Below are 13,057 nucleotides of genomic sequence, written 5' to 3' on the forward strand. Positions count from 1 at the left end.
GACAAGGGTATGTCAGGAGTTTTTTAAAGTTTTGGCTAAAGCCTGTGGATTTGTGTTTATAAAATGAGTGGGCTCCCTTCGACTGAGCTCAGGATAATAACCCACCTCTATTGAACTATTTTAGTACTGAATGTAAGTGAGATTGCTTCGCTTCGCTCACAATGACTATTTTCCGACATAGATAAACCCTTTTTTTCCGGATTTAAAGGCTGTTTCTATTCTTTTATAATCATCGACTTCATATTCATCTGCCTGAAGGATTTCTGCATCTGTTACGTCAAAAAGTACTCCTTCCACCTGATCATTATTATTTCCTGAAAACTCCAGGACAGGATGGTATTTCTGACCACTTTTCCGAAGTACTTCAGGATCTGTGATTTCAAGCATACTTAATTTATAGCCTGATAAGATATCATTTTCACCTTGTAAAAGTCTTCCAAAAGTTTCCATTTGAACCTGCTCTTTCTGTAAGGTTCCGTAAGAAAATAAATTAGGCATTATAGATATTTTTCAATGATTGGGATTGCTATTTCGGCCATCATTCCATAGCCTTTTTCATTAGGATGTACGCCGTCTTCAGAAAGCAGAACCTCTTTATCAGCAAGGAAAGCCGAATAGAAATCAATATATCCCAGCGACTCTTCAGCGGCAATATTTTTCAGAATCTGATTATAAACTACTACATCTTCGTTGATTCTTTTCTTCCCCGAACTTACCACTACTCCATCTATTTTTTGAGAAAAAGGGAGAATGCTTACAAGATAAATGGTATTGGAAAACCGTCTGGCATGTGCAATCGCTTCTTTAATATTGCTTTTAAATTTTTCAGGATCTACAATTTGTACTTCATCTTTTACAGCCAGATCATTGGCACCATAGCTTAGGAAAACAATATTTCCATCAGCAGAATTTCTTGCTGCCAATTCATGAGGAATCCTTTTTAATAGTCCTTCTGTGGTTTCTCCTCCTATTCCAAGATTGAACAGGATCAGTTCATCTCCATTTCCTTCATGAAATTTCTGCAGGGCGTATCTTTTCAAAATATCTACCCAACCTCCAAAAACTCCGTCATATTCCCCGTAGGTAATGCTGTCACCGAAGAACAGCCCGTAAATAATTTTCTTCATTCAACTTCTGTTATTTCCTTTTTTGTTGAAGTAAAAATAGTGAGAAAAATTCTTAATATCTTTCAAATTGCATAGTTTTTAACGCAAAAGACGCAAAGTTTTTATATTATTTTTTTCGTTCGCAAGGGCGTTTCACTTAGCTATAGATCGATTTGTACCCTGGTTGAATAAACTTATTTGAACCATTAAGATTTTATAAGAAGTGAAGAATTATTAAGGTAACAGCTGATGCTATTATTAAGCAGACCGTTTATTTATTCATCTTAGATGAATCTTAACTTTCCTTAAAAACTTTACTATTCTTAATGGTTAAATAGTATATATATTTTTTTGACGCAAAGATTTTATTGGTATTATTTTGATTCCAGGAGGCAAAGAAGGAATCAACAAGTTGATTGGATGAAGCTAGCTGGAAAATGTCAATATTTCAAAATTTCCACTCATTACTCATTACTCATTACTCATTACTCATTACTCATTACTCATTACTCATCATTCAAGTCTCAGTGTAATATTGGTATGTGATTCTATAATTTCAATCAGGATTTCAAAAAGTGTTTGTCCTTTTCCTTCCTCCAATTCATTTAATTTTTGCTGAATTAATTCTATATTGAATGGTTTTCCCTGTCTGATTTTGTTTTCGTAGAATTCACAAGTAGCAGCAAAACCTAATTCTTCTTTTGATTTCTGTGATTCTTTCCAGATGATTTCAATTTCTTCTTTGTTTTCAAATACTCCGAAACCACCGTAGAGAATGTCATCAAATCCATCTAATGTTCCTACCTTCCAATCTGCATCTTTCATCAGGACACTGGAAGCTTCTTCGTAGAAACCTCCTAAAGACGAAAAATGACCGCCATGGATGACGATCATTTTTCTTGTATTGTTATTTGAAGTATTCAACACCGTTTTTGAATATGTTGTGATAATTTGCGGTTGGTATATTTTTCATGAGACCTTCAGCAAAACGTTCCGGGTGTCCCATTCTTCCATAGATCTTTCCACATGGGCTGGTAACCCCCTCAATTCCGAATAATGAATTATTAGGGTTGAAAGGCATCCCGTGGGCAATGTTTCCATCAAGATCAATGTATTGGGTTGCAATCTGTCCGTTTTCGTATAATTTCTTGATTTCTTCTTCTGAAGCCATGAAACGTCCTTCCCCGTGAGAAATAGGAATAGTGAAAGTTTGTCCTTTCATTCCTTTTAACCAAGGACTTTCGTCATTCACCACTTGTACCGTAACCATCTGAGAGATGTGTCTTCTGATTGCGTTGTGAGCTAACGTCGGAGAGTTTTCATCAAGATCTTTGATTCTTCCGTAAGGCAGCAATCCAGATTTCACAAGCGCCTGGAATCCGTTACAGATCCCTATGATCATCCCATCTCTGTCTAATAATTCGTGTACTGCATTTTTCATTTTCTCGTTTTTCAGAACGTTTACAATGAATTTTGCAGAACCATCCGGCTCATCACCAGCAGAGAAACCTCCTGAGAATGCCAGAATCTGGGAAGTTCTGATCTCTTCTACCCATGCATCAATACTTTCATCCAGTAACTGGTGATTGATATTGATCAAAGGTAAGCTGCTTACTACAGCACCTTCTTTCTGGAATGCATTCAGCGTATCATACTCACAGTTGGTTCCCGGGAATACCGGAGCGAATACTTTTGGCTGAGCAATTCCGTGTTTTTTAATGATGATATTTCTTGGATTGACAGAGTTGTGTTTAGCATCAATTTCAACCGTGATCTTTTCTTTTTCTACTGTTGGGAAAAGATTTTCGAATGTATTCGTGTTGGCTGCTACAAGGTCTGTAATATTTGATTCAAGACCATTGATTTTTAAAGTCCCTGAATCTTTTACTTCTCCGATAAACTGAAGAGCTGCTGAGCTTAATTCTTCTTTTGCTTCAATAATTAAGCTTCCGATATTTTTAGCCAATAAAACATTTTCATCAGCATTGATGTCCGCTCCTAATCTGTTTCCGAAGCTCATTTTTGCTAAAGCTACGGCAAGACCTCCTTCTTTTACTGTTTTCACAGAAACGATTTTTCCTGCTTTGATGTTTTCGAAAATGAATTCAAAAACTTCTTTTAAAGCATTATAGTTTGGAAGTCCGCTTTCCTGAGCAATGTGATTAAAGAAATATAGTTTGTTTCCTGCATTTTTCAATTCAGGAGAGATGATATTTTCTTTATCTCCGTTGGCACATGCAAAAGAAATCAAGGTTGGCGGAACATTCAGATCCTGATAGGTTCCACTCATGGAATCTTTACCTCCAATGGCTGCAAGACCTAAATTGATCTGAGCATCGTAAGCTCCTAAAAGTGAAGCTAAAGGTTTACCCCATTTTTCAGGATTCTGCCCTAATTTCTCGAAGTATTCCTGGAAGCTTAGTCTGATATTTTTATAATCACCTCCCATTGCTACAATCTTTGCCACACTTTCTACTACAGCGTAAGATGATCCTAACAGGGAGTTTTGTTTTGAAATTTCAGCATCGAATCCCCAGCTTGCCAAAGAAACGGTTTTAATATCTTTTGCTCCTAAAATTGGCAGGGTCTGCACACTTCCTTCCATCAGGGTCTGCTGATATTTTCCTCCTAAAGGCATTGCAACTGTCGTTGCTCCGATTGAAGAGTCGAACATTTCAAGCAATCCTTTCTGGGAAGCCACGTTTTTATCTTTTAGGATGTTCAGGAAGTTTTCTGCTGTGAAAGCTTTTGTTTCTTCTTTTACTTCTTCAAGGTGAGTGATCTTCACTTTCTGAGATTTTGAACATCCGTTGGTATCTAAGAAAGCTCTTGAAAGGTCTACAATTTTATCTCCTTTCCAGAACATCTGCATTCTTCCAGAATCTGTCACTTTTGCTACTTCTACAGCAACAATGTTTTCAGCTTCACAGAATCTGATGAATTTTTCTTTATCCTGAGGATCTACAACTACCGCCATTCTTTCCTGAGATTCAGAAATCGCCAGTTCGGTACCGTTTAATCCTTCATATTTTAATGGTAATACATCAAGGTTTACTTCTAAAGAGTCTGCAATCTCACCAATTGCCACAGAAACTCCTCCTGCTCCGAAGTCATTTGATTTTTTAATCAGCTTCGTTACTTCAGGATTTCTGAATAGCCTTTGAATTTTACGCTCTTCTACCGCATTTCCTTTCTGAACTTCTGAACTCATCGTGTGGATGGAAGTTTCGTCCTGTTCTTTTGAACTTCCGCTTGCACCTCCTACTCCGTCACGGCCAGTTGCACCACCTAAAATAATGATTGAATCACCATTTTCAGGCTTCTCACGTCTTACCCAATCTACAGGAACAGCTCCGGTAACAAAACCGACTTCCATTCTCTTGGCTTTGTAGCCTTCGTCATAGATTTCTGAAACCATTGTAGTCGCAAGGCCTATCTGGTTACCGTAAGATGAATATCCGTTGGCAGCCTGTTTTGTAATGGTTTTCTGAGGAAGTTTTCCTGGTAATGTTTTATCAACGGGCTCCAAAACATCTGCAGCTCCTGTTAATCTCATTGCCTGGAATACAAAAGATCTTCCCGATAATGGGTCTCTGATAGCACCTCCCAAACAAGTGGATGCTCCTCCAAAAGGTTCAATTTCTGTTGGGTGATTATGCGTTTCGTTTTTGAATAATAAGTACCAAGGTTCTTTTTTACCGTCGTATTCTGCTTCGATCTGGATGGTACAAGCATTGATCTCGTCAGAAATTACCAAGTTATCAAGGTTCCCTGTTTTGTGGAAATATTTTCCGCATACTGTTGCAAGATCCATTAGGGAAATTGGCTTCAATTCGCGGCCTAAGAATTTTCTTTTTTCGATATAATCATTGAAAATAGTTTCCAATGTGTGTTTGAACTGACCTTCAAACTGAATGTCTGACAACTGAGTTTCGAAAGTCGTGTGACGACAGTGGTCGCTCCAATAGGTGTCTAATACTTTTAATTCTGTTTCCGTAGGATTTCTTTCTTCAGTTTTGAAGTATTCCTGAATGAATTTCAGGTCATCCAATCCTAATGCAAAACCGTGATTGTTATAGAAGTTCTCCAGCTCCGCATCATTGAAATTGATGAAATTTTCGTGGATGATTACTTTTGATGGTGTTTCATCTGCTGGAATGTCCAGGATAGATAAGTCTTTTTCCTGAGATTCCACTTTGTTGATCAGAAGATCTTTGATTTTAATCAAATCAGCTTCAGAAACTCCTTCAAATTCGATTAATTTTCCACTTCTTACTTTTGATTTTTCATTTTCTGTAAGCAAAGCGATACACTGCTGTGCAGAATCTGCTCTCTGATCATACTGACCTGGCAAAAATTCCATTCCGAAATGAATAGCTTTTGCAGGGTTTTCGGTATGTAAAATATCAGTAACAGGGTCTACAAAAGTGTTGTTTACCACTTTTTCAAATTCTCCGTCATTCAGATTGAAAATATCATAAACGTTGTATACTTTCACGCTTTGAACTGCCGGAATCACCGCTTTTACTTCATCAAAAATTTTTGGACTTTCAACATCGAAAATTCCTCTTTTTTCTACGAAAATTCTTTTGTTATTAGACATTAGATGTCAGATTTTTAATATTAGATTTATTTTTTATTTTCAAATTTATTTCTTGCTATCTCTATTGAACGATGCAATTTTTCAAGCAAAACTTTTTCAGAAGGTAAGATAAGTAAATATTCTGCTACTTTTATATGATCTCCTTCCAGATTCATGAGTTCTATATGTTCTGAATTTTTCCCGGAACAAAGGATTAAACCAATGGGAGGATTCTCCCCTTCTACTTTTTCATATTTATTAAGGTATGAGAGATAAAGCTCCATCTGCCCTTTATGGCTGGCTTCAAATTCACCTAATTTCAGTTCGATAACGACCAGGGATTTTAGTTTCCTATGATAGAAAAGCAAATCCAGGTAGTAATCTCTATTATCTATTGTGATTCTTTTCTGTCTTGAAAGAAATGCAAAATCACTTCCTAATTCAGAAATGAATTTTTGAAGTTCCACGATAATAGCTTCTTCTAAATCTTTTTCAGAAAAGGTATCTTTCAATTCTAAAAAGTCCAGGAAATAAGGGTCTTTAAAAACCAGATCAGGATTTAAAATATTATTTTCAGACCAGTTTTTCAGTTCTTTATCTATTATTTCCTCAGGCTTTTTGCTTATTGCTGTTCGTTCAAAAAGCAGAGAATTGATTTTTTCTCTCAAGACTCTGACACTCCAATTTTCAATTTTACAAACTTCAAGATAAAAGTTTCTTTTAGTATCTTGTGAAATAGGAATGAGGAGTAAAAAATGGGTCCATGATAATTGTCGCATCGCTGATGCGACAATATTAAAATCACTAAAAACAGACGCAAACTGCATCATTTTCCGGATATTTTTTTCAGAAAATGAATTTCCAAATTCTAACGTAAGTTGTTGAGAGATCTGTACAATAACTTCTTTGCCATACTCTGCTCTCTTATTATCTAAAACATCTTCATTTATTCTTTTTCCTATTTCCCAGTACAAAACCACCATTGCCGAGTTTACCTGAGCTGCAACCTGACTTTTTGTCTTGTCCACCAGCTCCTTAAGGTCGGTTATTAATTGTTGATGATTTTGATTCTGTAACATTATTAAAAATTAGATATCAGATTTTTAATATTAGATTTATTTTTCTTTTTACTTTTTCTGAGTTAAAGTTTCCTTCTTTAAACCCATCTATATTGGAAATTTTTGAAAGAGATTTTCCCTCCAACTATTATTCTGTACAAATTTAAAGGAATAAGTCATATGTTCTTCAAATTTGAACTGCTGAATTTCCAATTTTATATTATTTATTGATAAACTTATTGGGATTGTCCTTATGTTCTTTCTGAAAATCCTCAGCATTTTTTATTTCTTCTTTCAGCCAGTTTTCAAAAGGAACTTTCTTTTCATTAAAACCCTCAATGGCATAAAATGTTTTTCCATCTTCTGAAACCAAAAACTTGAAGCGGTAAAGCATATCTAAATCTTTCTTCCTATCATTATAAGTATTAACCTGATAATAGGGAAAATTTTCTTTTGGCCTTTCTACGATTTCAAAAAACAGATTCTTTTCTTTTTCAGATAATTTGTCATAAAAATTTACATAATAAAGATCTGACAGTTTTTTCTTCTGCTTTTCAAAGAACTGAAGGATATTCTTCTCCTTTTCAGTATAATGAAAAGGATTAGGATAGTATTTACCATTTATTTCAACATTCTGATCTGTTGGTTTTGTTAATGGCTGAACCGTTTGTCCTTTGACATTTATCACGCCCCATTTTCCACCTACAATGGATCTGTGTTCATCATTTGTTTTTTCCCAATCACAGCCATCACAAAATGCAGCATAACCGTAATTAAAAGGAAATGCAAAGTCATGCTCAGCTTCAATAACAGTGTTCCCATTACGGTCTGCAAATCCTACTTTACCATTTTTAACCAATCTTCTCAATCCTTCAGAGAAATAATCTGCCCCATTGTCAAAAAGGAAAGGCTGATACAGGAATTTCCCATTTCTGTCGTACACATAGCCCCATGCATTCTTCTCCGGTTTTTCACCTTCTTTACTTCCATCAAAAAGAATGGTTTCTCCTTCTACAGGATCTCCATCTTTAATAAATGAAAAGACTTTGAACTGTGCCGGAACAATTATTTTTCCGGCCTTATCTTTTACTCCCACTAAAGAATCTTTGGATTTAAAATAATGTAAATCTTCTTTAATCTGAGAAAAAGAAATGATCGGTGTCAGTATGATGGTTAAAAGTATTTTTTTCATTGAATTGGAAATGGTTTCAAAGCTTATTTACTCGTCTTTAGTGAGATCTGTTTTCTTACGCGAATTTACAATAATATAATACTTATTAGCAACATCATAGTCTATAGAATTGTTTAGCTTCCACTTCTGATAACCTTCATAATCAAACTGATGATTTTCTGGAGGACTTAATAAATAGTTATACTGCTCCATTAAATATTCGTCTATAAAGCCATCATTTCGAAGTTTTGTGAAGAACGAAATCAATTTATCCACTGTGAAATTACCTTCTTTAATTGATGTAGAATTTTTTTTCGTCTTGTAATCTATAAAACCATTTATTCCCGCAATGTGAAAATCTAAAAGGATTCCAGGAATTCCTGAAGCTCTTTCATATTTATCAATATTTTCATATATCCATTTCATCTTATTTGTAGCACTGCTCATTGTAATTCTTAATAATACAGTGTCACGAGCAGCAACAGGTGCATAAATAATATTCGAATATCTTGTTAAAGGATTATTTTGTACAATTTTTGCTGGTTGTAAATTCTTTAAAAATCCTTCATGCATTTTATCCAGAAGTAAAGTATCATTTCCTTTTTGGCTTATTTCTGAAATAAAAACCCAAAACCCCGCATCATAAACTCTTACATTAATCAGTCTGTTAAGATGGTTAAAATAGCTACTGATTCCGTGAAGCTTGAACTTTCCTTCTTTAAAGGTTACTCCTTTATTTACTTTTTCACTTTCTTTAGGAATATATTTTCTTTCAGTTAAATCTTTATAATAATGATTTAAAAGCCTTTCCTCATCAAGGAAAGCCGGAATAATTTTGAATTTAAATAAGGCATCATTACTCTTATTTTCATACTCTGCAGCAAAAACGCTGTCATTTTTAGAGTTTGTAAACAATCCCATTCTGGAAAAGTCACCCAAACTAAAAGGAGCGGTCATCCCTGAAACTATATGGCTAAAATCGGCATCGGATCTGATTTTTTTATTTGGTTTTAAATCCTGGGAAAATATCATCACAGGAAATAAAAACAAAATAAAAAACAGGTAAATCTTCATACGAATTAAATAAAATATGCAGCCCAAAAGACTGCATATTGTTTTATACTTTAAGATCAGCTTCCAATCCTATTAAGTCTTTGTTTTGGTCTATAATTGGCTGCACTTCATTTTTGATGAATTCCTCCGTCTGGATCGGCGCGAAACCAATAAAGTTTTTAGGATCTAAAACTTCTTTCAGTTTTGATTTGTCTAGTTTTAAAGAATCATCATTTAAGATTCTTTCGATAAGGTCGTTTTCTTTTCCTTCTTCTTTCACTTTCTTGGAAGCTTCCATAGAGTGAACTCTGATCACTTCGTGGATTTCCTGACGGTCACCACCAGCTTTTACTTCTTCCATGATAATGTATTCTGTTGCCATGAAAGGAAGTTCTTCCATAATATGTTTGTTGATTCTGTTCGGATAAACAACGATTCCGTTCATGATGTTATTCCAGATTAATAGAATAGCATCAACCGCTAAAAAGGCCTGAGGAATTGTCAATCTCTTATTTGCAGAGTCATCCAATGTTCTTTCAAACCATTGCGTAGAAGCTACCATTGCAGAACTTGTTGTCAGAGACATTACATATTTTGCCAATGCTCCGATTCTCTCACTTCTCATTGGGTTACGCTTGTAAGCCATTGCTGATGAACCGATTTGGTTTTTCTCGAATGGTTCTTCAATTTCCTTAAGGTTCTGAAGTAAACGTAAATCGTTTGTGAATTTGTGTGCTGATTGTGCGATATTTCCTAATAAAGCAACTACTTTCGCATCAATTTTTCTATCGTAAGTTTGTCCGGAAACTCCGAAAACTTTTTCGAAACCGAATCTTTTTGAAAGTTCTTTATCTAAGTGTTTTACTTTAGAATAATCACCGTTGAACAGTTCAAGAAAACTTGCAGCAGTTCCTGTAGTTCCTTTTACTCCTCTGAAACGAAGTGTTTCAAGGAAGAAATCCAATTCTTCGATGTCAAGAACCAAACTCTGTAACCAAAGTGTAGCTCTTTTTCCAACTGTTGTTAACTGAGCCGGCTGGAAGTGTGTGAATCCTAAAGTCGGAAGGTCTTTATACTGAATAGCAAAGTCTGCTAAATTCTTCATTACGTTAACCAACTTTTTCTTTAAGATTAAAAGTCCGTCACGGATTTGAATTAAGTCTGTATTGTCTCCTACAAAAGCCGAAGTTGCCCCCAGGTGGATAATTCCTTTTGCTGAAGGCGCCACATCACCATAAGCGTGAACGTGAGCCATTACATCATGACGGAATTTTTTTTCGTACTCTGCAGCTTTTACGTAATCGATGTTTTCAGCATTAGCTTTTAACTCAGCGATCTGCTCATCTGTAATTTCAAGTCCAAGGTCTTTTTCGATTTCAGCAAGAGCTATCCAAAGCTTTCTCCAATTCTGGAATTTGTTATTGTGTGAGAAGTTAAATAACATTTCTTCACTGGAGTAGCGCTCTTCCAATGGATTTTTGTAGGAATTCATTCGTTCTTTTACTTTTTAGATGTACAAAAATACGGTTTTTCGGTGAGAGATGAAAATCCAGCTTTGATGATTTTCATTCATGATTTATACTTATACTTTTGTCTTGAAACAAAAGTATACAAAAGTTCAAGACGGGAATCATCCGCTAAAAATTGGAATGCACTCCTAAAATTTCCAAACTCGCATGGATCATTAGGTTCTGCTTCGGTTCTGAGTAAGTCCCATGCTCAGACAGTGGATTTTTTAACAGATTATGATTTTCATTTATACTTTTGTCTTGAAACAAAAGTATGCAAAAGTTCAAGACAGGAATCATCCGCTAAAAATTTTAATGTACTCCTAAAATTTCCAAACTCGCATGGATTATCCGGTTCTTCTTCGGTACTGAGCAAGTCCAATGCTCAGACAGTGGAAATTTTTTAACGGATTACATTGAAATTTTCTTTACGCTACTGATTCCTAAGTCGCATATTAACGCAATAATCTACCTTTAGCATTGAATTGTCATTAGCAGAAAAGCCAGAAAAGCTCCTAAAACAGCTACAACCATTCCTAATATGTTCAGTGCTAACATTATAAATTTACTTCTTAAGGTTTTGAAAAATGTTGCAACTGCAGGAAAGATAAAAACATTTGAAATCATTAACACGATAGAAAAATTTAAGCCTCCTTCAAAGGGACGAAAACCATTTCTTATTATGTATATATTTACAAGTAATATTATGACATTGAGAAAAATGGTACAAACAGCAAGAATATAATTTGTTCTGGACCGCACGAAAGTTTTATAATTAAAACTGCAAAATAACATTTTTTTCATTTATACTTTTGCCTTGAAGCCAAAGTATGCAAAAGTTCAAGACGGGAATCATCCGCTAAAAATTTTAATGTACTCCTAAAATTCCCAAACTCGCATGGATCATTCGGTTCTGCTTCGGTTCTGAGTAAGTCCCATGCTCAGACAGTGGATTTTTTAACGGATTACGTTGAAATTTTCTTTACGCTCCTGATTCCTAAGTCGATTGGTGGAGAGTGTATAAAAAAGGCTGTCCCATTTCTGAAACAGCCTTTTTTTACTATTTTTAATTAATTAATCGATAATAAGTCCGCAAGGTGATCCTACCGGAATACATTTTCTTTCCAATGAACACCAGAAGTATCCTGCAAGACACATTGGAATACCTCCCTGAACTGTTTTCAATTCTCTTTTTGAAAGTTTTCTTAAATTTTTCATAGTAACGTTTTTTTGATTTTTCTCCTACTCTATATGCTTTTCGGATTACGCTTTAATTTGGTAATACCAATATACATATTTTTGGGATAAAAAAATATAACTTATTCATTTTATATAATTTACAAAGACAATTGTTTATTAGCTTTTGATAATCACTATATATATCAATAGAGCTTCTTAAGACAAAATAAATCAAAACCTCTGCTGTTGCAGAGGGTTTGTTTTATTTGCTGGCATGAGCGAGACGCTCTCGCCAGCGGGGAGGGAACAAAAATATCTACCCACAACGACAAAACTTGTCGCATTAAAATCCAATTGAATTCATTGATTTCATTGATTTCAAGCCACAAAAAAACCACTCTTCCGAGTGGCTTTATATTTTTAAAGTTTTATTTTACTGATAAATGACTTCATCATTCTTCTTGATCTGATAACTTTTTTTGTATGGGCTTAAAACATAGCTGTCTTTAATATAAGATCCGCTTTTCCAGATCTTCCCTTTTCCCTCTTTATTTAGGATAATACTTTTTGCAGCTCCATCGGGAATAAATACTTCAGCTTTAGTCATACTTTTATTGAAAATAACTGCCGTCATTGAAGTGTAGCTTTTATCTGAATTTACTTCTTTGAGTTTTATTTTCTGATTGAAAGTCTGTATACAATTATTTCTTAATTGTGAATAGGTATATCCTGCGGAACCAATACAACCGTGAACATCTCTGTCACCTCCCAGAACAGGAGTACTTTTTTGCGCAAAAATGAATGAACCAAGGAACATGGCACTGAGTAAAATTATTTTTTTCATATGTAAAATTTTTGTTTTCTGATGGATTAAAAATATCCCAAAAAAGGGATATTAATTAATTTCTCCCTAAGGTACAAAAAAAACCACTCTCGCGAGTGGTTTTTCTTTTTTGAAAACCGGATCTTATTGATAGATCACGATATTATCTTTTTTAAGCTGATATCCGTGCTTTTTGTAAGGAACCAATACATAACCATCCTTTTTCCATGCTTTGGCTCTACCTCCTGCTCTGGTAAGGATAATGCTTCTTTCTCCCGCATCTTTTACAAAAACCTCAGCTTTTTTCATGTCTTTACTGAAAATAACTGCAGCTATTGAAGTATAGCTGTCTTTCGGAGCTACTTCTGTTAACTTGATTTTCTGCTCAAACGTTCTTATACAGTCTTTCTTAATTTGAGAATAAGTGTACCCTGCAGAACCAATACATCCGTGCGCATCTTTGTCACCTCCTTTTATTACTCCTTTCTGTGCAAATGCTAAAGAACCAAGGAACATTGTGCTTAATAAAATTGTTTTTTTCATGTCGATTTGTATATAATAATTACTCGTGGTATTA

At 34.8% G+C, this 13,057-nt stretch carries 11 protein-coding genes; all 11 read right to left on the bottom strand.

The window, feature by feature from the left end:
- Positions 1-165: 165 nt before the first annotated feature.
- The 11 genes from J2786_RS08730 to J2786_RS08780 all read right to left on the bottom strand — a co-directional run bounded on the left by J2786_RS08730 (position 166) and on the right by J2786_RS08780 (position 13,023).
- The gene (locus tag J2786_RS08730; RefSeq protein WP_047433598.1) at positions 166-498 is read right to left on the bottom strand and encodes a gamma-glutamylcyclotransferase family protein; all 333 of its coding nucleotides are present in this window, start codon (positions 496-498) and stop codon (positions 166-168) included.
- Positions 498-1,127 carry an SGNH/GDSL hydrolase family protein gene (locus J2786_RS08735; RefSeq protein WP_082002012.1) on the bottom strand — a complete coding sequence of 210 codons (630 nt, stop codon included), beginning with the start codon at positions 1,125-1,127 and terminating at the stop codon, positions 498-500. Before J2786_RS08735 ends, J2786_RS08730 begins: the two co-directional genes overlap by 1 nt.
- Positions 1,128-1,619: 492 nt before the next feature.
- Complete coding sequence (locus tag J2786_RS08740; RefSeq protein WP_052187087.1) at positions 1,620-2,033, bottom strand: barstar family protein; 414 nt, start codon at positions 2,031-2,033, stop codon at positions 1,620-1,622.
- The gene (locus tag J2786_RS08745) at positions 2,014-5,709 is read right to left on the bottom strand and encodes a phosphoribosylformylglycinamidine synthase (protein WP_047433599.1); all 3,696 of its coding nucleotides are present in this window, start codon (positions 5,707-5,709) and stop codon (positions 2,014-2,016) included. The genes J2786_RS08740 and J2786_RS08745 overlap by 20 nt, the downstream gene beginning before the upstream one ends.
- Before the next feature lie 26 nt (positions 5,710-5,735).
- Complete coding sequence (locus tag J2786_RS08750; RefSeq protein WP_047433600.1) at positions 5,736-6,767, bottom strand: PDDEXK nuclease domain-containing protein; 1,032 nt, start codon at positions 6,765-6,767, stop codon at positions 5,736-5,738.
- Between the two features lie 199 nt (positions 6,768-6,966).
- The gene (locus tag J2786_RS08755) at positions 6,967-7,938 is read right to left on the bottom strand and encodes a WG repeat-containing protein (protein ID WP_047433601.1); all 972 of its coding nucleotides are present in this window, start codon (positions 7,936-7,938) and stop codon (positions 6,967-6,969) included.
- A 27-nt stretch (positions 7,939-7,965) separates the two neighbouring features.
- Complete coding sequence (locus tag J2786_RS08760; RefSeq protein WP_156121525.1) at positions 7,966-8,874, bottom strand: hypothetical protein; 909 nt, start codon at positions 8,872-8,874, stop codon at positions 7,966-7,968.
- A gap of 160 nt (positions 8,875-9,034) precedes the next feature.
- Positions 9,035-10,462 (bottom strand): adenylosuccinate lyase, encoded by a 1,428-nt coding sequence (gene purB / locus J2786_RS08765; RefSeq protein ID WP_047433603.1) that lies wholly within the window; start codon positions 10,460-10,462, stop codon positions 9,035-9,037.
- Between the two features lie 1,090 nt (positions 10,463-11,552).
- Positions 11,553-11,696, bottom strand: a complete 144-nt coding sequence (locus J2786_RS08770) for a bacteriocin-like protein (RefSeq protein ID WP_156121528.1) — start codon at positions 11,694-11,696, stop codon at positions 11,553-11,555.
- Between the two features lie 394 nt (positions 11,697-12,090).
- Entirely contained in the window at positions 12,091-12,501 is a 411-nt protein-coding gene (locus J2786_RS08775; RefSeq protein ID WP_047433605.1) for a hypothetical protein, read from the bottom strand.
- A gap of 123 nt (positions 12,502-12,624) precedes the next feature.
- Positions 12,625-13,023 carry a hypothetical protein gene (locus J2786_RS08780; RefSeq protein WP_047433606.1) on the bottom strand — a complete coding sequence of 133 codons (399 nt, stop codon included), beginning with the start codon at positions 13,021-13,023 and terminating at the stop codon, positions 12,625-12,627.
- Positions 13,024-13,057 lie beyond the last annotated feature (34 nt).

Source organism: Chryseobacterium vietnamense, assembly GCF_031454475.1.
Lineage (GTDB): Bacteria > Bacteroidota > Bacteroidia > Flavobacteriales > Weeksellaceae > Chryseobacterium > Chryseobacterium vietnamense.

Coding starts and splice junctions, on each gene's coding strand:
- J2786_RS08730 (WP_047433598.1), bottom strand. CDS start 498: ATGCCTAATTTATTTTCTTACGGAACCTTACAGAAAGAGCAGGTTCAA.
- J2786_RS08735 (WP_082002012.1), bottom strand. CDS start 1,127: ATGAAGAAAATTATTTACGGGCTGTTCTTCGGTGACAGCATTACCTAC.
- J2786_RS08745 (WP_047433599.1), bottom strand. CDS start 5,709: ATGTCTAATAACAAAAGAATTTTCGTAGAAAAAAGAGGAATTTTCGAT.
- J2786_RS08750 (WP_047433600.1), bottom strand. CDS start 6,767: ATGTTACAGAATCAAAATCATCAACAATTAATAACCGACCTTAAGGAG.
- J2786_RS08755 (WP_047433601.1), bottom strand. CDS start 7,938: ATGAAAAAAATACTTTTAACCATCATACTGACACCGATCATTTCTTTT.
- J2786_RS08760 (WP_156121525.1), bottom strand. CDS start 8,874: ATGACCGCTCCTTTTAGTTTGGGTGACTTTTCCAGAATGGGATTGTTT.
- purB (WP_047433603.1), bottom strand. CDS start 10,462: ATGAATTCCTACAAAAATCCATTGGAAGAGCGCTACTCCAGTGAAGAA.
- J2786_RS08770 (WP_156121528.1), bottom strand. CDS start 11,696: ATGAAAAATTTAAGAAAACTTTCAAAAAGAGAATTGAAAACAGTTCAG.
- J2786_RS08775 (WP_047433605.1), bottom strand. CDS start 12,501: ATGAAAAAAATAATTTTACTCAGTGCCATGTTCCTTGGTTCATTCATT.
- J2786_RS08780 (WP_047433606.1), bottom strand. CDS start 13,023: ATGAAAAAAACAATTTTATTAAGCACAATGTTCCTTGGTTCTTTAGCA.